Source organism: Psychrobacter frigidicola (assembly GCF_007997305.1).
GTDB classification, from domain to species: domain Bacteria; phylum Pseudomonadota; class Gammaproteobacteria; order Pseudomonadales; family Moraxellaceae; genus Psychrobacter; species Psychrobacter frigidicola.
This window is the reverse complement of record NZ_VORZ01000001.1, coordinates 42,199-67,277: the sequence shown is the minus strand read 5'-3', so window position 1 is coordinate 67,277 and position 25,079 is coordinate 42,199. Positions and strand designations below refer to the sequence as shown.

The 25,079-nt window shown below is 43.7% G+C and carries 21 protein-coding genes and 1 pseudogene; 7 read left to right on the top strand and 15 right to left on the bottom strand.

Annotated features, from left to right (window positions below; genetic code table 11):
- Positions 1–17 precede the first annotated feature (17 nt).
- From nadA to ES754_RS00270, 4 genes and pseudogenes are all read left to right on the top strand, one after another.
- Positions 18–1,157, top strand: coding sequence for a quinolinate synthase NadA (gene nadA / locus ES754_RS00280; protein WP_147221000.1), 1,140 nt, complete (start codon positions 18–20; stop codon positions 1,155–1,157).
- Positions 1,141–2,394: pseudogene (locus ES754_RS00275) on the top strand (L-aspartate oxidase); the annotation flags it as partial. The gene nadA and the pseudogene ES754_RS00275, both read left to right, overlap by 17 nt.
- 135 nt (positions 2,395–2,529) lie before the next feature.
- Positions 2,530–2,997, top strand: coding sequence for a hypothetical protein (locus ES754_RS12120; protein WP_228267765.1), 468 nt, complete (start codon positions 2,530–2,532; stop codon positions 2,995–2,997).
- A 69-nt stretch (positions 2,998–3,066) separates the two neighbouring features.
- Positions 3,067–3,978: a LysO family transporter gene (locus ES754_RS00270; protein ID WP_147220998.1), complete on the top strand. Its 912-nt coding sequence runs from the start codon at positions 3,067–3,069 to the stop codon at positions 3,976–3,978.
- Positions 3,979–4,011: 33 nt separating this feature from the next.
- Here ES754_RS00270 and ES754_RS00265 read toward each other — a convergent pair whose 3' ends face one another.
- The 5 genes from ES754_RS00265 to ES754_RS00245 all read right to left on the bottom strand — a co-directional run bounded on the left by ES754_RS00265 (position 4,012) and on the right by ES754_RS00245 (position 8,747).
- Entirely contained in the window at positions 4,012–4,722 is a 711-nt protein-coding gene (locus tag ES754_RS00265; RefSeq protein ID WP_147220997.1) for an OmpA family protein, read from the bottom strand.
- A gap of 71 nt (positions 4,723–4,793) precedes the next feature.
- On the bottom strand, positions 4,794–5,396 hold the full coding sequence (locus ES754_RS00260; RefSeq protein WP_147220994.1) for an OmpA family protein: 603 nt from the start codon (positions 5,394–5,396) through the stop codon (positions 4,794–4,796).
- A gap of 78 nt (positions 5,397–5,474) precedes the next feature.
- The gene (locus ES754_RS00255; RefSeq protein ID WP_147220992.1) at positions 5,475–6,065 is read right to left on the bottom strand and encodes an OmpA family protein; all 591 of its coding nucleotides are present in this window, start codon (positions 6,063–6,065) and stop codon (positions 5,475–5,477) included.
- Positions 6,066–6,083: 18 nt separating this feature from the next.
- A complete protein-coding gene (locus ES754_RS00250; protein WP_147220990.1) occupies positions 6,084–7,352 on the bottom strand; it encodes an FAD-dependent monooxygenase in 1,269 nt (422 codons plus the stop codon).
- A 144-nt stretch (positions 7,353–7,496) separates the two neighbouring features.
- Entirely contained in the window at positions 7,497–8,747 is a 1,251-nt protein-coding gene (locus tag ES754_RS00245) for an FAD-dependent monooxygenase (protein WP_147223139.1), read from the bottom strand.
- Between the two features lie 598 nt (positions 8,748–9,345).
- Between ES754_RS00245 and ES754_RS00240 the strand changes: the two genes are divergently transcribed.
- Positions 9,346–10,449, top strand: a complete 1,104-nt coding sequence (locus ES754_RS00240) for a PhoH family protein (RefSeq protein ID WP_147223137.1) — start codon at positions 9,346–9,348, stop codon at positions 10,447–10,449.
- A 113-nt stretch (positions 10,450–10,562) separates the two neighbouring features.
- On the top strand, positions 10,563–11,180 hold the full coding sequence (ybeY, locus tag ES754_RS00235) for an rRNA maturation RNase YbeY (RefSeq protein ID WP_147220988.1): 618 nt from the start codon (positions 10,563–10,565) through the stop codon (positions 11,178–11,180).
- A gap of 2 nt (positions 11,181–11,182) precedes the next feature.
- Here the strand turns inward: ybeY and ES754_RS00230 are convergent, their stop codons facing one another.
- A complete protein-coding gene (locus ES754_RS00230; protein WP_147220986.1) occupies positions 11,183–12,061 on the bottom strand; it encodes a mechanosensitive ion channel family protein in 879 nt (292 codons plus the stop codon).
- A gap of 301 nt (positions 12,062–12,362) precedes the next feature.
- On the opposite strand from ES754_RS00230, the gene ES754_RS00225 reads away from it, so the two are divergent.
- Positions 12,363–13,121 (top strand): hypothetical protein, encoded by a 759-nt coding sequence (locus ES754_RS00225; protein ID WP_227677799.1) that lies wholly within the window; start codon positions 12,363–12,365, stop codon positions 13,119–13,121.
- Between the two features lie 87 nt (positions 13,122–13,208).
- Here ES754_RS00225 and ES754_RS00220 read toward each other — a convergent pair whose 3' ends face one another.
- The 9 genes from ES754_RS00220 to nuoG all read right to left on the bottom strand — a co-directional run bounded on the left by ES754_RS00220 (position 13,209) and on the right by nuoG (position 25,079).
- Complete coding sequence (locus tag ES754_RS00220) at positions 13,209–14,030, bottom strand: ferredoxin--NADP reductase (protein WP_147220982.1); 822 nt, start codon at positions 14,028–14,030, stop codon at positions 13,209–13,211.
- A 199-nt stretch (positions 14,031–14,229) separates the two neighbouring features.
- Positions 14,230–15,708 carry an NADH-quinone oxidoreductase subunit N gene (locus tag ES754_RS00215; RefSeq protein WP_147220980.1) on the bottom strand — a complete coding sequence of 493 codons (1,479 nt, stop codon included), beginning with the start codon at positions 15,706–15,708 and terminating at the stop codon, positions 14,230–14,232.
- Between the two features lie 3 nt (positions 15,709–15,711).
- On the bottom strand, positions 15,712–17,346 hold the full coding sequence (nuoM, locus tag ES754_RS00210; RefSeq protein WP_147220978.1) for an NADH-quinone oxidoreductase subunit M: 1,635 nt from the start codon (positions 17,344–17,346) through the stop codon (positions 15,712–15,714).
- A 1-nt stretch (position 17,347) separates the two neighbouring features.
- Entirely contained in the window at positions 17,348–19,222 is a 1,875-nt protein-coding gene (nuoL, locus tag ES754_RS00205; protein ID WP_147220975.1) for an NADH-quinone oxidoreductase subunit L, read from the bottom strand.
- Between the two features lie 4 nt (positions 19,223–19,226).
- Positions 19,227–19,535: an NADH-quinone oxidoreductase subunit NuoK gene (nuoK, locus tag ES754_RS00200; RefSeq protein WP_147223135.1), complete on the bottom strand. Its 309-nt coding sequence runs from the start codon at positions 19,533–19,535 to the stop codon at positions 19,227–19,229.
- A gap of 98 nt (positions 19,536–19,633) precedes the next feature.
- Positions 19,634–20,338 carry an NADH-quinone oxidoreductase subunit J gene (gene nuoJ, locus ES754_RS00195; RefSeq protein ID WP_147220973.1) on the bottom strand — a complete coding sequence of 235 codons (705 nt, stop codon included), beginning with the start codon at positions 20,336–20,338 and terminating at the stop codon, positions 19,634–19,636.
- The gene (gene nuoI, locus ES754_RS00190) at positions 20,335–20,883 is read right to left on the bottom strand and encodes an NADH-quinone oxidoreductase subunit NuoI (protein ID WP_068034761.1); all 549 of its coding nucleotides are present in this window, start codon (positions 20,881–20,883) and stop codon (positions 20,335–20,337) included. The genes nuoJ and nuoI overlap by 4 nt, the downstream gene beginning before the upstream one ends.
- A gap of 55 nt (positions 20,884–20,938) precedes the next feature.
- Positions 20,939–21,934 (bottom strand): NADH-quinone oxidoreductase subunit NuoH, encoded by a 996-nt coding sequence (nuoH, locus tag ES754_RS00185; RefSeq protein WP_201538836.1) that lies wholly within the window; start codon positions 21,932–21,934, stop codon positions 20,939–20,941.
- A 49-nt stretch (positions 21,935–21,983) separates the two neighbouring features.
- Entirely contained in the window at positions 21,984–25,079 is a 3,096-nt protein-coding gene (gene nuoG, locus ES754_RS00180; protein WP_147220969.1) for an NADH-quinone oxidoreductase subunit NuoG, read from the bottom strand.

Sequence of the window (25,079 nt, the reverse complement as noted above, 5' to 3'; positions counted from 1 at the left end):
ACTAAAGGCTTACACCTATGAAAACTTATCCTTATGACGCGCCGATTTTAAGTACCGATAACCGTATTGCTACTCATTTTAATATTGAATACGCCAAAGCAAAGATGCCAGCAGACTTACCACGCTCCGAGCGACTGAAAGTTGAAGACAATATTAAGCAGTTGCTCATAGACAATAATGCGGTGCTGGTCGCCCATTATTATGTTGACCCTTTTATTCAAGATTTGGCATTGGCGACAGGCGGCTGCGTCGGCGACTCATTAGAGATGGCACGCTTTGGTCAGGCACATAGCGCGCAAACGTTGGTGGTCGCAGGTGTTCGCTTTATGGGTGAATCGGCTAAGATTCTAAGCATGGAAAAAACTATCTTGATGCCAGATTTAGAGGCAGAGTGCTCACTCGATTTGGGCTGCCCTGCTGATGAATTCTCAGCCTTTTGTGATGCTCATCCTGAACGTACGGTAGTCGTTTATGCCAATACCAGTGCGGCAGTTAAAGCGCGCGCGGATTGGGTGGTAACCTCTTCAGTGGGTATCGATATCGTCCGTCATTTACATGAACAAGGTGAACCTATTATTTGGGGCCCTGACCGCCATTTAGGCAAGTATATTGCGCGCGAGACGGGTGCAGATATGCTGTTATGGCAAGGCTCATGCATGGTACACAATGAATTTAAAGCCACAGAACTGCTGCAACTAAAAGAAGAGTATCCAGATGCAAAAGTGCTGGTGCATCCTGAATCACCGGATAGTGTGGTAGAGCTTGCCGATGTGGTCGGCTCGACCAGTAAGCTGCTCCAGTCAACCTATGAGATGGACGCAGATACCTTTATTGTGGCGACTGACTTAGGTATCTTGCACGAAATGCAAAAACGCTCTCCGAATAAACGCTTTTTAGCGGCACCTACCGCAGGTGAAAGTGCCAGTTGTAAGAGCTGTGCCTTTTGTCCATGGATGGCGATGAATGGTCTAAAAGGTATTGAGCAGTGTCTGATTAACAATAGTGGCGAAGTAACACTCACGCCTGAGATGGCAGATGCCGCTAGAAAACCATTGCAACGCATGCTTGATTTTGCCAAAGACAACCAACAGCGAGTCGCTGCAAGTGGAGATATCGTTGCCGACCGTCCTTTGTTTGCCAATGTCGGAGCAGCCTGATATGAGTGCACGATTAGCAGATAATAACACGTCTATTCATACCGACGTTTTGATTATCGGTGCAGGATTGGCAGGATTAAGTGCAGCGCTGGCATTACCAAAGTCATTAAATATTACGATATTAAGCAAAGCCGCGCTGGAGACCTGTTCAAGTCACTACGCCCAAGGCGGTATCGCGGCAAGCTTGAATGAAAATGATACTAGTGCCGCCCATGTGGCCGATACCTTAACCGCCGGTGCAGGATTGTGCGATGCTGAGAATACCATTAAAACTCTCAGCGCTGGGCAACAGGCGGTACAATGGTTGTGCGACCAAGAAGTGCCATTTACCCAAATTCCTAAAAGTGATAACCATCAAAATCTAAACGCTGACAATGCTCGATATGAGTTAAAAACAGCTGATTTACATTTGACCAAAGAAGGCGGACATGGTTGTCGGCGTGTCGCCCATGCAGACGATGCAACAGGTCGTCATATCATGCAAACACTAGCGGCACAGGCACAGTCGGCTGCCAACATCACCATTTTGCCTTATCATGAAGCGCTGGGCTTATTAACTGAGCCCTCTTCTCAGGTGCAAAAGACAACCGAATCTAAAGACAATTACTGCAATGGTGCGATTGTCTTTAACCACCATCATCAACGTCAACTGACCTTTCACAGTCGCGCAGTCGTCTTAGCTAGCGGCGGCTTAGGGCAACTGTTCCAACGTGCCAGCGCACCTAATGTCTGTGTAGGCGATGGCGTCATGATGGCGTGGCAAGCAGGATGCCGTTTAGCCAATTTAGAATTTGTGCAGTTTCATCCGACAGGCTTAGCATTAGGCGATAGCAGCTTTCTTATATCAGAAGCCTTGCGCGGTGAAGGTGGGCATTTGCTTTGTCCGTAAACAGGCACACGCTTCATGTTAGACATTGACAGTCGCGCGGAATTAGCCCCACGAGATATTGTGGCGCGTGCCATTGCTGAGCAAATTCATAATAATGGCTTAGGCTATGTACATCTTGATGTCAGCCACTTGTCAGCAGAATTTTTGCGTGAGCATTTTCCGCAGATTTATCAAACTTTACTAGATCTTGGTATTGATATTACCACTGACCCCATTCCTGTTGCGCCTACTGCGCATTATAGTTGCGGTGGTGTGGTCACTTGCACCACTGGTCTAACTGATGTGCGAGGATTATATGCTGCTGGCGAGGTTGCTTATACCGGTCTACATGGCGCAAATCGCTTAGCGAGTAACTCTTTATTAGAGTGTGTGGTTATCGGTCGTAATATCGCCGCGCACTTACCAACGTATTTACTCTCTGCGAATTGGAGCCCTGTAGAGCTTACCAATACTAAGTCGATTCACTTACCCTCCTCTAACTTAATGACTGAACGTAACTATAATAATCAAGCTAAACTCAATACTACTCATCACATTAATGATATTACTGCCAAGCTAAAAGCCTTGATGAGTCAAAATATGGGTATCACTCGCAGCGCTGATCTATTAGCACAGGCGCTTGTAAAAATACAAGGTTGGCAACAAGCCATTCAACTTTCAGGTTTAGATGACTTAACGGGTTTAAGCAATTTAGACATCATAGATAATGCAACCACGCCTAAACATCTGCTTCAGTTTCGCTTAGAACGCCAGTTGCAATTAGCCACGCTTATTGTGCAATCAGCTTATCAGCGCTGTGAAAGTCGTGGCGGGCATTATCGAAAAGATTATCCTGCTTACGCCTGTCAACCATTAATCAGTGTCATTGAGCCAGTCACGGATAAAGCAAATAACCTGACTGCTACCTCAGAGTGGTTATCCATCTCTCTTTCAGTGATGAATTGCGCCTAGCGATTCCAGTTTTTAACCCTTATTATGTTACAATTGCCGGTTTAGCAAAAATCTCACGAGCCTGCCTCTATGCAAAGCCTAATTACCCTTGTTTTAGTCTTAATGCCGCTATTTATTGGCTTTGTAATCCCTAGTAACCCAAAGTTGACGAGGTTTGCTGACAAAGGTTTGTCTTACTTGGTCTTTATTATTTTGACCCTAATCGGTATTGAGCTGTCACAAGTAGAAGGTCTACGCAGTCAGTTGGGCGAGATTGCGTTGTATGTGACTATATTATCGATATTGACAATCGGTACGGGACTGCTGGCGTTGATGTTATTTGATCACTTGCGTCCATGGCATGCCAAAAAGCCAAGCGCCAAGTCTCAGCAGCACCGTGTTAGTATTCGCGGTAGTCTCACACAAGTAATTTGTGTGGTGATTGGCTTTGTCATTGGACACTTTTTGCCTGCCGCTTATCTACCGCACAATACCACTATGACAGTGATGCTCATGCTGTTAATACTGCTAGTCGGTATTGGGCTCAAAGGTTCAGGCATTACCTTAAAAGAGGTGATGCTGAATAAACGCGGGGTTGAGATGAGTATTGTCTTTACCATAGCGGTATTGGTAGGCGGATTGGTCTTTGCGATGTTATTTATTGATGTATCATGGACCAAAGGTTTAGCATTAGCCTCAGGATTTGGCTGGTATTCACTATCAGCGATTGTAATGACCGATGCTTATGGTGCGATTTGGGGCAGTGTGGCGTTGTTTAACGATTTGATACGTGAGTTTTTTGCGCTGATATTTATTCCGGTATTTATGCGGCAGTACCCTTCATCAGCAGTAGGTCTTGGCGGAGCGACCAGTCTGGATTTTACCTTACCCGTTATACAGCAATCAGGTGGACTAACCGTTGTACCTCTTGCCATCAGCTTTGGGTTTATTATTAACATTGTATCGCCGGTGCTGATGGTGGTATTTTCGGCGTTGGGGTAAGGTTAAATTTTTACGGTTTATCAAAATTTGCCATTATTCAAAAAGCTTACAATGCTTGGCGTATCCACCATATCTTTGAATATCAGATTTATACTTAAGATTCATTAAATCATTGACTAAACTACTCGCCATTAAAGTGGCGCGGCGCTGTTTTGCCTCAAGACCTTTCATATTAAGTGCTTTAAAACTAGGATTTATATAATCTGTCTCTCTAACCAATAATTTATTTGAGCACTCGTAAGTACGGATACGCTCAGCATCAATATTATGTTGCAAGACTAAAGTATTCTTGAGGATGAGTGCGCGATTGCGTGATAAAGAATCGAAACCAAGAGTCACTAAAGCATCTTCATCAATTTCATTCGTAGCTGCATGACCAAAAATAAAAACACTGGCTTCTGGATACTCATTGATTTTTTCTGCCATTTTCACAAACTCTGCAGCATAAATAGTAGGTAATTGACTGCTCATTGACGGGAAAAACCCACTAAACTCCATTTCAATTCCGCCTACATCAACCACTATTGGACAACCTTTAGCATCTACTACTGTATGAAGCGGCGTTTCAGGGCATTCGTCTATTTCATCAAGCACGCCATCACCATCTGAATCAAGACTCACAATCAATATTGGCAGTGGCGCTGTCACTGTGTTCTCAATCGTCAATATTGGCGCAGTTTGACAAGCCGATAACGCCAAAGAACTGCAAAAAACGCTACTGGCTAGATATAAATTTAGTTTCATATCGAATCGAAGTTCTTATTCAGTTGGATTTGATGACTTGCCTCGAATCGTTTTAATAATAAAATTATTTTTTATTCTTCAGGTTCAGACGCAATCGCATAAACGCGTCGGTTCAACATATTGCCCTCCTCACTATCAGACGACGTAATTAGTCTTCTTGCGCCATACTCAGTCGCCGTGAGGCGTTCAGGGGCGATGTTATATTTCGATATTAAATAATCTTTAACCTTATTCGCTCTATCTTGCGCTAAGGCGTTCGCTTGGTCTATAGAGACGCTATCGACTTCAGTTCTTGAATTATGACCTTCAATCAATATGGTAGCGGTTTTATACTCTTGCAACTTCATTCCTACCTTATCAAGCTCAGCTTGATACTTCGGCAACAGCTCACTGCTATCTTTATCAAAAAAGGCGCGATATTCCATTTTTAGACCTACCCCAGGCATCGTAAAAGGACAGCCTCTGTCATCTACAACCACGTTTTCTGGAGTGGCTGGACACATATCTAACTCATCAGGAACGCCATCGCCATCTGAGTCAATCTCTGCTTTTATTGTGACAATATTTTCATATTGAGTTGCATCTTTAAAAGGCGTCGTTGTAGTCGTTTGACAGCCAGCTAGAGTTATAGATGCTGCTAATAACAATAAAGTGCGATGATTTTTAATGGTCATTATTACTCTCTCTTTATCCAGAGTAACTTAAGGCTTTATCTGTCATCAGCTTCCACTCTTTTTAAAACGTTCAATATATTACTCAACGTTGCTAATAAGCGCATAAATACGCTGGTTGAGCCAACTGTTTTCGGCGTCATTTGTCGCAATTGGACGCTCTGATCCATAGTAAAAGGTATTAATACGATCAGGATCAATATTATATTTCATGGTCATATAATTTTTAATACCTTCCACACGGTATCTTGATAATGTTTGATTGGCACCATTGTCTTCACGCTTGGATATATGCCCTTCAATATGCATAACAGCGTCCAAATGATCTTGCATTTTTTTGCCTGCGTTATCTAGCTGTTCATAATATTCACTTTTTATCTCACTGCTATTTTCAGCATAATATGCTCTAGCTTCCATCCTAAATTCGTTTTCACCAAAAAGTAAGGAATGCGGACAGCCTCTGTCATCAACTACTACGTTCAAAGGTGTGCCTGGGCACTCGTCTATATCATCAGGCACACCGTCGCCGTCGCTATCAATACTAATAAATATGGTAGGCGCATCAACAATAATAGCATTGGTTATTAAAGGGTTTTGGGTGGTAGTCCGACATGCTGATAATGCCAAAACCGCACACAAAGCCGCCACTTTTGAACAAATTTTAATCGTCATGACTATTTCCTTATTGAATTAAACCCCACTCGCCTGCTTAGCAAACAAACGCATCAGCGGTTTCATTTTGCTAACCCGATACATGCCTTCATTACGTATCTGCTGCACAGGACGCAGTTGCGCAAACTCGCCTGCGAACAGCCAGTTGAGTGCAGAGAAGCTATGCATCATCAGACTATTATGCGGACGGCGCAGGCGTTCATACATGCGTAGAGTCTGGTTAGTTCCCCATAATTTGCCACTACTCCGCGCAAAGTCATTCTCTAACTGTGCGCTTAACGCTTGCACATCGAGCATACCGAGGTTTAACCCTTGTCCAGCTAAAGGATGTACCCCATGCGCTGCATCACCAATTAGTACTAAGTTATCAGCGACATAACTTTTCGCCTGCTGCGCTGCCAATGGAAAGCTGGCAATGGACTCAATCTGACTGATCGCGCCAAGCTCATAAGTGCTAGCTGCAGCTAATTTATCAGCGATAACTTGCGGGTCTTCCTCAATAAGTGCCAATGCTTGATTGCGCGGTAATGTCCAGACGATAGACTGCCAATGCTGGGGGCTGGCCTTATCCTCTGCTGTAATATCAGCCAATGGCAATAACGCTAGCGTGCCGGTGGGCAACATCGCTTGGCGAGCGGTGGCTTGATGGGGTTTGGCAGTTTGAATCGCACAGCAAATCGCAGTCTGCTTATAGTCTAAAGTATCCAGCTCAATCCCTGCCTGCCGACGTACAAACGAGCCGCGACCGTCTGCCCCTACTAATAACGCTGCTTCGATAGATTTACCATCTTCTAAGGTCACCCGATAACCTTTCTCTGAACCCAGCCAGTCCATTGCTACCACTTTTTGGCCTGCGATAACGGTTAAGTAGCTACTGACATCCTCTTCCTGCATACGCTGCCATAATGCATATTCAATAACAAAAGGCTCAACCATACTGCCAAGTAGCTTAGGTGAAGCATTATCCCCATTACCAAGCCTTTCATCGCCAAATTTTAGCTCACCGATACCATTGCGCTGCCAAACCTGCATTTGTGAATAATCGGCCTTACGCTCTGACGCTGCTATTTTTTGCCACGCGCCCACCTCTTTTAGCAGTCCGATACTGGCAAGGCTAAGCGCATAAACCCGCGCATCACGCTGAGCGAGTCTAGCAGCCCAGTCTACTTCGTTCTGCTTAGGACTCGCATCAATCAAAGTAACGGGACATTTAGCTTGTGCCAGTTTTAGCGCCAGACTGGCACCAACGATACCGCCGCCGATAATGAGCGTGTGATTATTTTTCATAAGACATCCTTTATTAATCGTATCTAGTAGTAACCGCAGCAAACACAGCCTAAACTTATATTTTTTATTCTTGAGCTCCGCGTTTTTATCATTTTAACCATTAAATTAATAGCGGTTAAAATGATAAAAACTGAAATTTAGAGACTATGATTTTAAGCCCATTGCATAATTGGCTATCAATGGCTTGATATTAGGCAACTTATCAAAAGCAATTAAAGCCACATTACGCGCCAGCTTAATAGCTGGATTGGGATGGGTAAAGCCATGAACGACGGCGTCACAAAAGCGGATGACTCGTTTCTGATCTGTTTGCCGTGATTTTTCATAGCGTTTTAGTAGTGTTGGGTCGCCAATATCAGCGCCTTTGAGCACTTGGGCGCTTATCATTTGCGCGAGTACATGCGCGTCACGCATACAAAGGTTAAAGCCCTGACCTGCTACTGGATGTAAAGTATGAGCGGCATTGCCCATAATGACACAACGTCCATCGACCTGTTGCTTTGCCAATACGCGTGTTAATGGATATGCACCGCGACGACCAGCCGCGACAAACGTGCCCGCGCGCTGACCAAACGCTTTTTGCAAGGTCTGTAAAAAGTGCGCATCGTCTTCTAGATATTGCGTCTCTTCCCCGGTTGGGCATACCCAAACGACTGAGCGTCTGTAGCCTTTCTGATAATCATCATTCCCATCCCCTTCTGGATCAGTTAATGGCAGTACGGCAAGCGGCCCTGCTGGACTAAAGCGCTCAATCGCCACATGCTCGTGCGGCTTATCCGTCTGTACGACGCCAACGATAGCCGTTTGTTTATAATCATAAGTCGTCGTACCAATATTCAGTAACGGGCGAATCGTAGAGTCACGACCATCACACGCAACCAGTAAGCTTGCCTGCAACTCTTGCTCATGTTCGTCCGTATCGTAATAGTTGAAGCGGAGCGTGACGCCAGCCTTTTGTTGCTCAACAGCCGTAACGTTGGCGTTATCTATAATGGTAATTAACGACTCTTCTTGTGCTGCCAATAATAACTTGCGTCCTAGCCACGCATTCTCCATTACTTGCCCAAATGACTCAACTTGCTCATCTTCCTTATTCAACTGCGCGCGCCCAAAGCTGCCCTGCTCACTGATTTGCACCGCATCAATACGGCAAGCATGACTTTGTAGTTCTGACCACAAGCCAATCTCTTCATAGATTTGCACGGTTCGCCGTGATAACGCGGTATTACGACTGTCTAAATAGTGGCTGCGTGTCTGATCATCATTTGGGCTAATAGTCGGATAGCTGTTTTTCTCGAGCAAAGTACTGGCAATGCCATGATGTGCCAGTAATAATGCAAAGGACAAGCCAACATGACCGCCACCAACAATCAACACTTGCTGCTCACTTAGCATGGATGAAGGTGTAGACTGGGGACTAGTAAAGGTTGGCTCGGTACCTGAAGATTTAGACTCTATATTTGACATTATTATTCCTATTATGCTTTGCTCAATGCGCTTTTGCTAAGCAGTTAATGATTGCTCACAATGGTTAGTTATCGTACGTTATTTATTATGATCTAACGCTGCCAAATTCAGTGCCTGAATAGTGGCTGGCTAACGAATAGATTACCACAAATTATCTATCATTCAGCGGGATTGACAGTATTTACAGCGCCTAGCTGGTTAAGGTTGATATTTTTCCGCATTTATTATCAGCAGGATGTTACTGATAACTCCTTAAGATGATAGCCACTTGCCGAGTGGTTGCAATCAACATACAAAAACTGTCTCGCCCACTAGGATGTATGGCTTGAAATTTAAAAACTATCAACCATAATGAAGGAAGTGCTTTTATATATCGCTCAGCCTATTTAATAATAAAATTTTAATAACTTTTTGCCAGACAATTTATTTATTAAACCCATTGATAATGTCGTGTCTTCTATATAAATATAACGTTATGCCGACGACATTGAATGCCCAATACAAGGATAATCGCTTGACTGCCTCCATGAGCCGCCATATAAAAATAGAATTTTTAACCACCGCCCAACTCAAAACAGTGCTTGGTGAATATAATTATAATTTAAAATACTTACAAGAACGTCTTGATATCAAAATCAACCAACGCCAAGGTGACTTTACTATAAGTGGTGATTTATCAGGTGTTGAAATCGGTGAGCGGGTTTTATATAAGCTGGTTGATGAAGCCCAGAACTCTAAAGATATTAGCCCGGCAGAGCTACACCTCATCATCCAATCAAGCATCGCACGCGATCAAGATATAGAAGATGACATGCCAGCTACTGATAGCGATGGTCAAGATGGTAGCGAAGATAATCTGGATTCGCCCAGTGACTTTACGCCTATTAGTTTGCGTACCCGTAACGGCAAAATCGTGCCGCGCGGTGGCAATCAGCAGCGTTATGTTAAGGATATTCTATCTTCTGATGTGTCGTTTGGCATTGGACCTGCGGGTACGGGTAAAACCTATCTCGCGGTCGCTTGTGCGGTTGATATGATAGAGCGTAAGGAGATTGAGCGTATTTTGCTGGTGCGTCCAGCTGTTGAGGCGGGCGAAAAATTGGGCTTTTTACCCGGTGACTTGACCCAAAAAATCGACCCTTATCTGCGTCCCCTATATGATGCGCTCTATGAGATGATAGGTTTTGACAAAGTTGGTAAAATGATTGAGCGTCAAGAGATTGAGATTGCACCACTGGCTTATATGCGTGGACGTACGCTGAATAACTCCTTTGTCATCTTGGATGAAGCGCAAAACACCACGCCTGAACAGATGAAAATGTTTTTAACGCGTTTAGGCTTTGGCTCGCGAGCAGTGATTACTGGTGACATTACACAGGTCGATTTACCACGCGGTACCAAATCGGGACTGGCGCAAGCGATGGAGATTTTGAGTGATATTGAAGAAATCCATATCACTAAGTTTGATTCAAAAGATGTTGTGCGCCATCAGTTGGTACAAAAAATCGTTGAAGCGTATGATGAGTTTGACGAAAAAGAAGAGATCCTAAAAGAGAAACGCAAACAAGAACGCTTCGTGATTGAGCAAGAACGTAAACAAGCGATAGCAGACGCCACCTCTAAATTATAGGGCATACTGTTAAAATCAATACGTCAAAATTTAAATTAAAAAACCGGATATGATGTCCGGTTTTTTATGGTCTAATCTTAATAAAATATAGTTAATAGTCAAAGGATATAATAATGGGTCATTCTAATGATGAAGATTCTAGTATGAATAATATAGATACAAACAGCACAGACATTAATAAAACTGACATTAATGAAATATCAATTAGTGCAGCCGAAAGTATCGACGACGAGCTGGTCAGTACTTTTTATACAGAAGACAGACTACAACCTGTATTGGCAGCAACCCTAAATGATATTGGTGAACGCATTAAAAACGGTCTCCATCTACCCTACTTTACCGATATTGACAATGAATTGTGGGAGCAAAAACCTAAAGCATTAGATATCTATATTACTGATGCTATTGAAGGCCATGAGCTAAATCTAGAGTCGCGTGGCAAGGCTTATGCAACTAATATTTTATCTTATCCAAGCGAGATGCCAGCCAATATTATTGAGCTCATGCCAACGCTGCCATTAGGTGAGTTAATTATTTGTCATAAAGTAGTGGTACGGGAAGCTACTGAACAGGAAAAAACGGTTGAGCAGCATATTAGCCATTTATTGGTGCATGGCATACTGCATCTGTTTGGCTTTGATCATGAGCTTGGACAAGCGGAACAAGACGAGATGGAAAGCTATGAGATTGATATCTTAGCGCACTTAAACTTGCCTAATCCTTACGTTTAATCCTACTTATCTTTATTCAGCGGCAGTTTTTGTGATTGATCCATATTATTAACCAGTTGATCCAAACCTTTCACATGCACACTACGCTGCGGAAATGGAATATCGATTTCATTGTCATCAAGCGCGTACTTAAACTGCTCAAGCAAATCGCACTGCATTGCCCACCAGTCATTATTAGTTGTCCAAACGTTTAAGGTTAAATCAACCGAGTTCTCAGCTAAATTAGTGACACGTACGATAGGCATAGGCTCACTAAAAGCGACGGCATTATCTTTTGCCAAACCTAACATGATATTTTTTGCGGCTTTGATATCGGCGTCATAGCCAATACGAATCGTGATGTCTACGCGGCGATTGGGTAGCGCAGTATAGTTAATGGTGGACGAAGTGGTGATAGCGCTGTTAGGTATAATGACATCATGATTATTAATGGTGGTCAGATGAGTATTGACCAAGGTAATTTCAGTAACCGTCCCAGTAAATTCTTTAATTTGCACGTAGTCGCCACGTACAAACGGGCGAAAAGTCACAATCATAATACCAGCGGCGAAGTTCGATAATTGATCTTTTAACGACAGACCAATAGCAACGGCTGCACCACCTAATATGGCCACAACTGAAGTCGTCTGAACGCCCACTTGGTTTAGTGCTGCCATGGCAACGATGACTAATAACACCCCATATAATAGCCGACTTAAAAAATTAGCAGCGGTAATATCTAAACGGCCACGTACCATAACGCGATTGGTAATAATAATAACCTTTTTAGCAAGCCAGCGTCCAAAGACAAATATGAGCAATGCCATAGCGACTTTAAATAGTAGCGCCAATGCATTGTCAGTCAACGTCGCAATATCAAGCGTTAATCCTAAAAACTCCATAGTGACTCTTTATTCTGTGTTTCTTCTTAATGTATTTTAAAGACTGTATTTTTTAGAAATTTATCTGTGTCATATAAGGCTAATAATTGTATAGGTAACTTGTTTAGGTTATTTGCTACAATGTGCCCCCATCAGTTTTGCCCTATCCTATTTTGCTATATACTATTTTTATCAGCTACCTTGTCGTTTATCGATATAACTTATTAGTGCACGCTACCAATTTAATGACTTGCTTTTCAAGGTCAACTTTTATAATGAGCAATGACTCAACATATTTTAATTATACATAAGGATAATGGGTTTGAATGATTTTGATGACTTTTCTGACAACATTGACTATCGTTTTAACGAGTCATTCAGCGATGGTTGGGAAAGTCTAACCCAATCTATAAAAAAATTATATAACAAAACCACTGACAAGCTTGATGATGAGATTCGGCTACCAGTGGCGGAAAAGTATGTGAATGATGCGCTGCAAAAGTTCGTCACTGACAATGTAAACTCCATTTTAGAGCTACGCGTTGAGCTGCATGACAAATGGTTTCGCCTTTATTGTACGATTAACGTCGCCGGCATTTATATTGAGGTTGCCAGTAACTTTCGCCTCGTTCATGCCCAGCTTGATCGCAACGTACAGCGCTTTGTCTTTGGGCAGCTAACTTATACTGATGTGCTCAATTTTCGCTGTGAATCTTTTGTCAAGCGCCAAGGCATCAAACTTGCCATCTGGTTCTATCATACTGTCCTCAAAAAAGACCCTTTGGGTGTTATCCTAACTTATATCAATATTGCGCGTGCTAAAGAAGACATTATTTATCTAGATATTCATCGCTGGCTAAAAAATAACCAAAAAATCATGAGCACGCTACATAAAGTACAAGTGAACTATGGCGAGGTCGAAGAAGAACAACTTGTCCTTAAGACCCAAATTAATTATCGAGATCTATTAGGGGGCAGCAGTGGTGAAAACATTATTGATGATGACGACAGTAATGAGCCAGAATTGATGAAAGGTCCTATTAATCCTTTAGGGGATGCCACCGAACCTAGCGAAGAATAAAAAACGCTTATAAAAAAAGCAACTTACTAACACTCAATGCCGCAGACTTATATTTCATGAGGTCGCGGCGTTTTTATTGGAGTTAATTTACCAGTAATTTTCTACGGCAATATTTCCCTCACCGCGGCGATTCATTATTAAACCCAGCTCCTTCAGCGCTTCTTTGGTGTCATCGACCATTTCTGGATTGCCGCATAGCATCACATGCGTACTATCGATATCAAGCGCTATCCCCGCTTCCGCTTGTAGTGTTCCCTCTAACAGTAACTTAGGCAAGCGTTCGGTTAGTGCACCCGCAATAGGCTCGCGAGTCACAATAGGGATAAAAATCAGCTGTGCTGGGTTATCAACTAAGGTTCCAAAATCCTCTTGTAGCTGTTTAATCCTATCAACATAGGCCAGCTCATCAAATGATCGTGCGCTGTATGCCAGCACAATATGCTCGTAGTCTTCCCATGTTTGCAAATCTTGTAGCATCGATAAAAATGGGGCTAAGCCAGTACCCGTTGCCAGTAACCATAAATCCTTTGGCATTGGTTTTTGATAACGTGCTAAGGTCAAAAACCCAAACGGCATGGTATTAAGTAACAGCTCATCGCCGACTTGCAAATGCTGCAACTGTGAGGTAAATGCGCCATCTGTGATGACAATCGAGAAGAACTCTAGCACTTCATCAAAAGGAGATGAAACAATGGAATAGGCACGAAAGATATCTTCATTTGGTGCTTGCTCTACTGTTTGTTTATTATTCTGCTGATAGTATTGCAGTTTGCTAGGATTAACCCCTAAACGTACAAATTGCCCAGCGGTAAATTTAAAGCTGTCGGGTCGGCTGACCGTGAAGCTAAATAAGTTAGGGGTCCATGTGGTTTTACTGAGCACTTTTACCGTTTGAATATTGTCACTCATAGGAATTGATCACTTATAGTTTTATTAATTTGCGTTTTTTATTGAAAAATTTTTATTTTTAAGGAAGATAGTAGAGGTTTCTCGAAAATACAAATAAAAAAGATGCGCCAAGCTTATCATAAACAAGGCGCATCTTGGTTTTGTATCAGTAACGGCAAAAAAACTTGCAATCACCTACCTTATTTCTATAACGCTAATGTTACCAAATGCGTGCCATACTTGACCATACGATTAGGCTGTTAGGTAACACACCGAAGAAGATGATAACTGCTGTGACCGCAATCACCATCAGACCACCTGTACGAATGCCCCACTGTCCACCAACATCAAACTCAATGAACTCTTTTGGACGTTTGAATAATGTTAACATCACGCGCAGGTAATAGAACAGACCGATCGCACTACCTAGAATAATCATCGCTGCTAAGAACCAATGGGCCCCTTGAACCGCAGATAAGATAGCAAATAGCTTGGTAATAAAGCCTGCAGTTAGAGGTATACCCGCCAGTGATAACATCATAATAGTCATCACCCCTGTTAGTATCGGACGACGCCAGAATAATCCTTGGTAATGCACCAATTCACTAGCATCACTATATAAACGATAAGGACTCGACATCAAGGTCACAATGCCAAAAGCACCAATAGAGGTAAAGGCATAAATCGCCATGTACATGCTAGAGATACTATCAGCGGCTGTCCCAATACTCACAATAACAATCAAGACATAACCCATATGCGCGATAGAAGAGTAACCAAGTAACCGCTTAAGGTTGGTCTGACGTACAGCCAATAAGTTACCGACTAGAATAGACAAAGTCGCTATAACCATTAAGAGCATTTGTACTGAAGGGAGTGCCAATAGCGACGTATCAATTAAGAAACGCACAGCCAGTGCCATCATGGCCACTTTGGTCACTGAAGCTAAATAAGTAGCAATAGGCGCTGATGCCCCTTGATAGACGTCAGGCGTCCACGTATGAAAAGGTGCAGCAGACAATTTAAAGGCAATACCAAACATCATCATCGCGGCGCCTAATATCAATAGGGGCGATTCAAACATACTGCCTAACTGTACACTGATTTCTTTAAAGCCTAATGAGCCAACTTGCGCGTAAATAAACGCCATACCCATTAATAAGGTCGCTGACGCCGTCGCCGACAACACTAAGTACTTAAGCCCAGACTCCAAAGATTTGTCACGTAAAAAGGTATAAGACAGTAGGCCATATAACGGCACTGATAACAGCTCTAAGCTCATAAAGAAGGCTGCCATATGCTGCGCACATACCATCAACAACGCACCCGTTGTTGATAGCAGCATGAGCAGATACAGCTCTTCTTTATTGTCTTTATAGTCAGCCAAGTATGCATACGCGAGCGTACAACATGCCAGCGCGCAAATAAGAATGACGACCATATTAAACTGAGCAAAGTTATCAATCACGAACAGCTGCTCAACTTGCGGTGAAGCCGAACCCATACTTACAACGCCACCTATTTGCCCAAGTAACGTAAACAAGGCCACATTTAGACCGACTACTGTAATAGTACCAGTGACGACATGCGAGCGTTTAATAGTGATAGCAATCATCACTATTAATACCGTAACCACTACTGCAATGATTGGTGCATAAGGCAGTAGCCCCATCAAATCATTCATCGTAAATTCATTCATGACTTAACGTGCCTCCATTGCAATTGCATCAAGTAACTGCGACGCATCTACTTGTGTTACCTGACTGTAGATATACGCATTATTAATCCACTGCATCGCGTGACTTGAGGTATCAAGGAACGGCTGCGGATATAACCCAAGCCATACCAAGCCAGCAGCTAGCATGAGTAACAGTGATATCTCACGTTTGCCCAAATCTTTTAGTGGACGCGCAGGTAAACCGTGTGATTTAGTTTCGTGCATCGCTACTTCTTCGATATTATTAGTACCGAATAGCGCACGATGAATCAAAATAAGTGAGTACAAGCCTGCCAATACTAAGCTAAAGGTTGCAAAGACTACAAATACTGGATAATCAGCGAAGGAGCCCAGCAGAATCATAAATTCACCGATGAAATTACCGGTACCAGGTATACCTAACAAAGCAGCACAGAAGAACATTAAGATCGGTGCATAATAGCGGAACTGACCCCACATACCGCCCATTAGCGTCAAATCACGCGTATGTAGACGCTCATACAATTGTCCAGCCATAATAAACAGCGCCGCTGAACTTAAACCATGTGCGAGCATCTGTATCATCAAGCCTTGCAAGCTTAATAAAGTCCCAGCATAAATGGCCAGTACCACGAAGCCCATATGCGAGATACTGGTATAAGCGAGCAAGCGCTTCATATCCGTCTGCATAAAGGCCAGCCAAGCCCCGTAAAAGATACCAATCGTACCTAGAGTCATGGCAATCGGCGCAAACTCTTGTGATGCTGCTGGGAATAACGGCAATACAAAACGAATCAAACCATAAGCGGCAGTCTTAATCAGCACCCCTGCCAGATCCACCGAGCCCGCTGTTGGCGCTTGCGCATGCGCGTCCGGTAACCAACCGTGGAAGGGAATAATTGGCAACTTAACCGCAAAGCCAATAAAGAAACACAGCATAATCGGAAATTCCCAGCCGCCAAGGGGCGTACCGAGCAAGTCATTATAGTTAAAGCTGAGCGCACCGCGCTGAGTGTAATTAATAATAACCAGAACCAAGATACCGATGAGCATGATAAGCCCAGACGCTTGGGTATAAAGAAAAAATTTGGTTGCCGCATATTCTTTGGTCTTACCACCGACCACATCATGACCCCAAATGGCAATCAAGAAGTAGATAGGAACCAGCATCATCTCCCAGAAGAAGAAGAATAAGAACATATCGATGGCTAAGAAAACACCAATAACCCCGCCTAAGCTCCACAAAAGGTTCAAGTGGAAGAAGCCTACCCGACGTTGAATCTCATTCCACGAACACGCCACTGCTGCTACACCCAACAGTCCAGTTAAGCCAACCATTAAGAGTGACAAGCCATCCATCGCTAAATGGAAGCTAATACCAAAACTAGGTATCCATGGCACAGCGAATTCAGCAACCCATGGCACAGCGGAATCAGGCGCAATAACCTGAGTGCTCATACCAGAGAAGTCGCCGACATACCAAAGCACTATAGATAGCGCAAAAGTCAGTATCATGCCAATCAAAGCAATCCAGCGCGGCAGACGTTTATTAACCCGCTCAACCAACCAACATAGCAATCCGGCAATAAAGGGTATTGCAATCAATGCTGGTAGCATCCACGTTTGTTGTAAGTCTATCATCTTATACCACCGTCATCATTACCAGCACCAACAGTACAGCAACACCCAAGCCAAAGCTTGCAGCATAGCCTCGAAGCGACCCAGTTTGCGTTGCAGACAACGCTTTATTGCCCGCTGACGCCAGCATTGGCAATATATTCCATGTTTTATCAACAGGGTCGGCTTTGAATAAGCGGCCAATGAATAAAAAAGGTTTTACGAAAACCAAATCGTATAGGGCATCGAAGCCCATACCGTGATAACACCAATAATATAATGCGCTGCCAATACGTGAACGCTTAAAGCTCACTAGCATTCGGCCTTTATTCACTACATATAATAAGGCTGCTAACACTAAACCGGCGAGCATTGCACCCATAGCGATAAACTCAGCAGTATGTTTACCCTGTGCTTGATTTGCCACTTCTAATAAATGACCAACGCTTTCTGGTAACACACCTTGTAACGGCGGTGTGATAAAAGCACCTACTGCGGTTGATAGAACTAATAGCACGCTAAGCGGCAACCAATACGACACTCCTGAGAGCTTGTGCGCTGGCGTTTTTTCTTCGCCAAAAAAGACAATCCAGATCATACGGAAAGTATATAGCGCTGTTAAGAAAGCACCGAATACACCCATATAGAATAAGACTTGATGACCTGTGGCATAAGTTTCCCAAAGAATCGCTTCTTTTGAATAGAAACCAACCGTAACCCAAGGTATTGCAGCAAGTGCACCGCCGCCGACGATATAACACCAAAACACTAAAGGTATCTTCTTACGTAAACCGCCCATCTTAAAGATATTTTGCTCATGATGGACAGAAAGTATAACGGCACCTGACGATAAGAATAGCAACGCTTTAAAGAAAGCATGCGCCATCAAATGGAAGATTGCTCCTTGCCATGCGCCAACGCCTAAGGCTAAGAACATATAGCCAATTTGGCTCATGGTTGAATAAGCAAGGATACGCTTGATATCGGTCTGCGCCAGCGCGCATAGTCCACCAACCGTCAGAGTTAAAGCACCAACGGCACCGACCCAATATAGCAATACGCCAGGAGTCAGTAAAAATAACGGATGCATACGGGCGATTAAATAAACCCCAGCGGTAACCATAGTTGCTGCGTGAATCAAGGCCGATACCGGCGTTGGTCCCGCCATCGCATCAGCAAGCCAGGTATGTAACGGCAATTGCGCCGACTTACCCATCGCGCCACCAACCAACATCATGGTGGTCAAAATCATCGTTGGGTTATTAATATCGAACACATCAGGCGCGCGGGTAATAATTTCTTGAATATTAAGCGTACCGAATTCACGGAATAACAAGAACAGCCCGAATGCTAAGAACACATCACCGACACGGGTTACTGTAAAGGCTTTCATGGCAGCCCGACCATTGGCACGATCTTGAAAGTAAAAACCAATAAGCAAATAAGAGCAAATGCCAACGCCTTCCCAGCCAAGATATAATAATAATAAATTATCGCCCAGTACCAATAGCAACATGCTGGCAACGAATAAATTCATATAACTAAAGAAGCGTGCAAAACCTGACTCACCTTTCATATACCATGCGGCAAACAGGTGAATCAAAAAACCAATGCCGGTGATCACACCGATCATCGTTAGTGCTAGGCCGTCAAAACTTAGGCCAAAACTTGGCGCAAAGTCGCCTACCTGAAACCAAGTCCATAGCGGCATCTCTACCACCGTTCCTGCCGGATAGGTCGTTAAAAAAGTAAAGCTAACAACCAACGTACATAATGCCGATAGCAACATGCTACCCACACCAACAAACGCAGCTGCTTGTTCAGTTAACCGATCACGCATAAAGGCTAAAATCAAAAAGCCAATGAGCGGAAATATAAAGGTTAATGGTAATAAACTCATGACATCATCCTTTCATCTCATTGGCGCTGTCGACATCGAGATGTCCACGCTTATGATAAAACTGCAATAATATTGCCAGACCAATTGAAGCTTCAGCCGCAGCTAACGTCAATATAAAGATAAACATAATCTGTCCATCTGGATCGACCCAGCGACTGCCTGCCACCACAAATGCCAGTGCTGCTGCATTCATCATGATCTCAAGACTCATCAGCATGAATAAAAAGTTACGTCGTACCATAACACCGCACAAACCTATGGCAAATAAAATACCTGCCAATATTAGTCCGTGGCTCATAGGTATCATACCCAATACATTCTGCACCTCAGCGACTGGCTGTACTAAACCTGCCACCTCGTGGGAAAATGGCACGTTTGACACCTCTTGTGCCATACTTACTGCTTGTACCATCAGTCTGACTCCTTACGCGTGACTTTCTGAATACCAACATAGTCATGAGGGTCAACATCTTTATACTCATAGGGCTCAGGCGTTTGAATCGTAGAATCAATGCCATTATCGCGAAGTAAATAGTCTTTAAATCCGTCGGCACGTCTATCAATATCTGGGTTATTATCAGTAGTAATCTCATCATTAAGAGACTCTTTACCCAAATGATAAGCGGCGACTAGCGCTGCTAATAACAGTAAAGCTGCCACTTCTACCAACATAATATATTTGCTAAATAATACCGTCCCCACCGCTTTTGCAGGAACAGTAATCCCGCCAATAACCGCTGCTTCATTGTCGTTAAGACCAATCAATGCATAGAGCACCACGGCAATAATAATGGTCAGTCCTGTCGGCACCGCCCATGTTTTGGCATTAAGCCAGCTCTCTTCTCGCGCCTCATTTGCCATCCCTAAATTGAGCATCATAATTACAAAAACGAACAAGATTAGGATAGCGCCAGCATAAACTACAATTTCAAGGGCCCCTGCAAAGGGAGCACCGAGTATAAATAAAATACCAGCGACAGCCAAGAGCGATACAATCATCGCTAATATGGCGTGCACAGGGTTAGGATGCATAACGACGCGTAGGCTGGCAAATATCGCCACCGCAGCAAGCGCATAGAATCCCACCAAATCAGGATTGTTTAAAACAGTCATCATGGCAGTAAACTCCTTAGATCAATAGGTGCCGCTTCATTTTGCGCCGCGCCTTTTGGTTTATCTGCCACCGCCATACCAGATACGCGATAATAATTATAGTCAGGATACTTACCCGGTCCTGATATTAACAAGTGCTCTTTTTCATACACCAAGTCTTGACGCACATATTCGCCCATCTCAAAATCAGGGGTCATCTGAATGGCTGTCGTTGGACAGGCCTCTTCGCACAGTCCACAAAAAATACAGCGCGAAAAATTAATCCGAAAAAACTCTGGATACCAGCGCCCATCTTCACGCTCAGCTTTTTGCAGAGAAATACAGCCGACTGGGCAAGCAACTGCACATAAGTTACAAGCAACACAGCGCTCATCACCATCAGGATCGCGTGACAATATAATACGCCCTCGAAATCGTGGCGGTACGGGTACCGGTACTTCAGGATATAAGATGGTATCGCGCGGACGGATCGCATGACTATTGACCATCCACATGCTGCGGACAATGGTAAATATACCAATGACAGTCTTTTTTATCGTAGTAAACATGGGATTATAATCCTTATCAGCTTTACCCTAACTCATCAGCAATGGCTAAAGATGACTACAGCGTTGGAGAAAAAATCAAAATGACCGCTGCCGTAACCAGCAGGTTAATCAAAGTTACCGGCAAGCAAACTTTCCAACCAAAATTCATCACCTGATCATAGCGCGGACGCATGAGTGAGCCCCGTGCCAAAATAAACATCGTCATAAAAAATAACGTCTTAATCATGAACCAAAAAGCAGGCGGAATAAACGGAATATTTAAGTTAAAAGGTGCCAGCCAGCCGCCAAAAAACAGGCAAGTCATTAGTGCTGATATCAATACCACGTTAACGTATTCACCAATAAAGAACATACCAAACTTCATGCCCGAATATTCAACATGATAACCTTCAGCAAGTTCCTGCTCAGCTTCTGGTTGGTCAAACGGATGTCTATGGGTCACCGCAACTCCCGCTACTACAAAAGTCAAAAACCCGAAAAACTGCGGAATGATATACCAGCCATCAACCTGCGCTTCAACAATCGCACGTAAGTTAAAAGAGCCGGTCAAGGCGACCACACCCATTAACGATAAGCCTAAGAACACCTCGTAACTAATGGTTTGCGCGGCTGAACGCAAACCGCCAAGTAGCGAGAATTTATTCGCTGATGCCCAGCCACCAAACATAACTGCATAGACTGCAATACCTGCCATGGCAAAGAAGAATAAAATACCAATATCCCAATCTGCTACTCCCAGAGTTGGTGATATTGGAATAATGGCAAAAGAGGCAAGTGCAGTGAACATTGCGACCGCAGGTGCCAAAGTAAAAATGAATTTATCGGTAAATTTTGGCGTCCAATCTTCTTTAAAGAAGATTTTGAGCATATCGGCAACCAGTTGTAAGGAGCCAAAAGGCCCTACACGGTTGGGGCCATAACGATCCTGCCACAAGGCAAGCATCCGGCGCTCATAGACAATCATCATCGCGGCAACAATAACGACCACTAAAAAGATAACCAATGACTGTACAACCATAAATAGAATTGACCAAGTGTCGAAAGTCATCATGTTGGCTAAAAAGCTTGGCACATCAGGAATAATACGGGTCACTGACATATTACACCTCTTGAGTGGTGGTCGATACAACCGCCGCGCTGTTAGAATTAATGTTAGATCCAGCTATTAAAGCGCTATCGTCTGCCATTGCTCCAGACAAAGTGACGGCAGCTGCAGGTGCATCAACTTTATGCACGGATGCTGGCAATGACGGATGGATAATGCTTACTTGCCCAACCGGATAGCCAATACAACCTTCTGCTAAGTAATGTACCAGTTGCACAGGCAAGGTAATTTGCTGTTTATCAATTTCTATCGCTAAGTAATCACCAGCGGCAATGTGCCATTCTTTAGCATCGTCAATCCCAATACGCCATGTCGCAATTGGTAATTGTTCAGCAACGACTGCACTACGTGATGCCATCATTGAACTGGCATAAATATTATAGATAGGCACAAGTTTTGCTTGCCCTTGCTGCATATCAGTCAGCATTAAAGAGGTCGTTTGCGGCGCTACATATTGACGTATGGCTAAGCGCTCTAAATAATCAAACAAACGCACACCTGGATCGCCTTTCTTTAGGCTACCACCCACTTTATCTTGATATTTATTCCATGCTTGTGGGGAGTTCCAGCCTGCCGATTGGGCAAATGGAATCATAGAGCTTGGCGTTTGAGTACCACTATAGCCTTCCATTGAAAAGGTTAAAGCCGTATCCCAATCTTTTGGCTGCATAGGCTCGTGCACAGATATCGGTGCACGCATCGCCGTACGACCTGAATAACGGCGTGGCTCACGAGCAATTTTTAGTCCAGTAATGCGATAATCAGCATCAGGCGCTGCCGCTTTAATACCAGCAAGCTTAGGATGAGTCGCTATTAAGGCATCAATCACATCGTCCAATTGCATCCAATCCACTGGTTTGCCCATTAAGCTGCTATGAATCGCATGTAACCAGCGCCAGCCTTCTTTAATACTACTAAGCGGATGATAATAGTTATTATCATACACTTGGAAGAAGCGCTGAGCGCGGCCTTCAGCGGAAACCAACGTACCATCCGCTTCGGCAAAGCTGGCTGCTGGTAGCACAATATCAACATCTTTATGCCAATCAAGCAGTTGATGATCGAGTGCAATCACTGTTTTATCCGCTAATAGCTGTGTTAGCTTGAGCACATCAATAGCATCAGTTAACTGATTTTCGGCAACCACGACCACATCAAAATCTGTAGCCAGCAGCTCTTCTACTGATTTGCCACTTAGTAGGCATACGCCCATGCTATTAGCATCTGGAACAGTAAGGTAAATACTGGCTTGTGCATGGTAGTGAGGGTTTTCTTGTTTTAGCTCAAGTTTTTCAGCTGGTTCGCGCTCAACATTATCCTGCTCGTCTTTATTAGTACCCGTTTCAGGTTTATCAGGCTTAGCGGCCAACTCTTGATCTTCAGTCTGTTGCGCAGTTTGCGCTTGCTGTTCGGCAGCTTGAACTTTGGCATTATAAGTTTCAACATGCTCATGCTCAGTCGCTTTAATCGCTGCACGCTTTTGACTTAAAGCTTGCGTAATCTGCGCCGCTGCTTCTATTAAAGTGATAGACGATAAACTGCTACCGGATAACACTAACGGCTTATCGGCTTGCACTAAGTCATAAGCGATTTGCTGTGCAAGCGCCTGCATCGGATCAATATCAATATTGGCAGCATCCTGTTCTGAATCAGGCGCTTTAATTTCTGCTAAATCATCAGCTAGTTTTGCAATCTCATCGGCGACTTTAAAGCCAAGTTTAGTGATATCTTCAGGCGTCGCTACAACGCTGACTTTACTAATATCGTCAAGCTTAGTTTGCGTCACATCAATAATATAAACGGGGCTCAGCGCACCTTGAGCGATACGTTGTACCGGCTCTGCTAACCATGCTTGAGTCTTAACAGCGGCGGCCATCTTAAGCGCTTCGTTTTTCGCAGCTTGGCGAATAGACAAAGCCACTCGTGATGAGGTCTGGGTGATATCTTCGCCTAAAATTAGTACCGCATCATGACTTTCAATATCAGTCATGCCTGGGTTATAAATACCTTCAGTACTTAACACTTCGATACATTTATTGACTAGTGCTTGCTGTTGATGATTGAGACCCGTTGAGAAGTTATCAAAGCCAACGAGGTTTTTTAGCGCAAAGTTAGTCTCAAGGCTGGCGCGTGGTGACCCAATACCGATGACTTTTTTATCTTTTAGACGGTTGATGGTTCCATCAAGCGCATAGTCAATATTGATTTTGACATGCTTGTCATTAATACGCTCAAGCGCTTGTGTTGGGCGATCTTCACGGTTGACGTAGCCATAACCAAAGCGACCACGGTCACATAGGAAGTAACGGTTTACTTCACCGTTATAACGGTTTTCGATCCGGCGCAATTCGCCATAACGCTCACCCGCTGAGATATTACAACCCGCAGAACAGCCATGACAGATGCTTGGCGCATACTGCATATCCCATTTACGGTTATAGCGTTCAGAATGAGTTTTATCAGTAAATACACCCGTTGGGCATACTTCAGTTAAGTTACCTGAGAACTCACTTTCAAACTGACCATCTTTATCACGACCAAAATAAACGCGTTCATTCGAGCCATAAACACCCAAATCTTCACCGCCGGCATAGTCTTTATAAAAACGTACGCAACGATAGCAAGCGATACAACGGTTCATCTCATGAGCGATAAAAGGACCAAGCTCTTGATTATGATGGGTGCGTTTGGTAAAGCGATAGCGACGACGACTATGACCTGACATATAAGTCATATCTTGCAAATGACAATGTCCACCCTCTTCACAGGTTGGACAGTCATGCGGGTGGTTGACCATCAATAGCTCAACCATCGACTTACGAAAAGCCTTAGCTTCGTCATCTGTTACTGAGATATACATATCATCAGTTGGCGCAACCATACATGACATTACTAACCTGCCACGACCCGCTTCCAAATCTTCTTTACTTTGATATTGCTTAACCGCGCACTGACGGCAAGAGCCGACTGAGCCAAGGGCTGGGTGATAACAAAAATACGGCACATCAATGCCGAGTGACAAGCATGCTTGTAGCAAGTTGTCTGCGCTATCTACTTCGACAGTGGTTCCATCAATATGTATGACTGCCAT

Coding starts and splice junctions, on each gene's coding strand:
- ybeY (WP_147220988.1), top strand. CDS start 10,563: ATGGGTCATTCTAATGATGAAGATTCTAGTATGAATAATATAGATACA.
- nuoI (WP_068034761.1), bottom strand. CDS start 20,883: ATGTTTACTACGATAAAAAAGACTGTCATTGGTATATTTACCATTGTC.
- nuoJ (WP_147220973.1), bottom strand. CDS start 20,338: ATGATGACTGTTTTAAACAATCCTGATTTGGTGGGATTCTATGCGCTT.
- ES754_RS00215 (WP_147220980.1), bottom strand. CDS start 15,708: ATGAATGAATTTACGATGAATGATTTGATGGGGCTACTGCCTTATGCA.
- ES754_RS00230 (WP_147220986.1), bottom strand. CDS start 12,061: ATGGAGTTTTTAGGATTAACGCTTGATATTGCGACGTTGACTGACAAT.
- nuoG (WP_147220969.1), bottom strand. CDS start 25,079: ATGGCAGTCATACATATTGATGGAACCACTGTCGAAGTAGATAGCGCA.
- ES754_RS00260 (WP_147220994.1), bottom strand. CDS start 5,396: ATGACCATTAAAAATCATCGCACTTTATTGTTATTAGCAGCATCTATA.
- nuoH (WP_201538836.1), bottom strand. CDS start 21,934: ATGATGACTTTCGACACTTGGTCAATTCTATTTATGGTTGTACAGTCA.
- ES754_RS00270 (WP_147220998.1), top strand. CDS start 3,067: ATGCAAAGCCTAATTACCCTTGTTTTAGTCTTAATGCCGCTATTTATT.
- ES754_RS00220 (WP_147220982.1), bottom strand. CDS start 14,030: ATGAGTGACAATATTCAAACGGTAAAAGTGCTCAGTAAAACCACATGG.
- ES754_RS00245 (WP_147223139.1), bottom strand. CDS start 8,747: ATGCTAAGTGAGCAGCAAGTGTTGATTGTTGGTGGCGGTCATGTTGGC.
- ES754_RS00240 (WP_147223137.1), top strand. CDS start 9,346: ATGAGCCGCCATATAAAAATAGAATTTTTAACCACCGCCCAACTCAAA.
- nuoL (WP_147220975.1), bottom strand. CDS start 19,222: ATGAGTTTATTACCATTAACCTTTATATTTCCGCTCATTGGCTTTTTG.
- ES754_RS00255 (WP_147220992.1), bottom strand. CDS start 6,065: ATGACGATTAAAATTTGTTCAAAAGTGGCGGCTTTGTGTGCGGTTTTG.
- nadA (WP_147221000.1), top strand. CDS start 18: ATGAAAACTTATCCTTATGACGCGCCGATTTTAAGTACCGATAACCGT.
- ES754_RS00265 (WP_147220997.1), bottom strand. CDS start 4,722: ATGAAACTAAATTTATATCTAGCCAGTAGCGTTTTTTGCAGTTCTTTG.
- nuoM (WP_147220978.1), bottom strand. CDS start 17,346: ATGATAGACTTACAACAAACGTGGATGCTACCAGCATTGATTGCAATA.
- ES754_RS12120 (WP_228267765.1), top strand. CDS start 2,530: ATGACTGAACGTAACTATAATAATCAAGCTAAACTCAATACTACTCAT.
- ES754_RS00250 (WP_147220990.1), bottom strand. CDS start 7,352: ATGAAAAATAATCACACGCTCATTATCGGCGGCGGTATCGTTGGTGCC.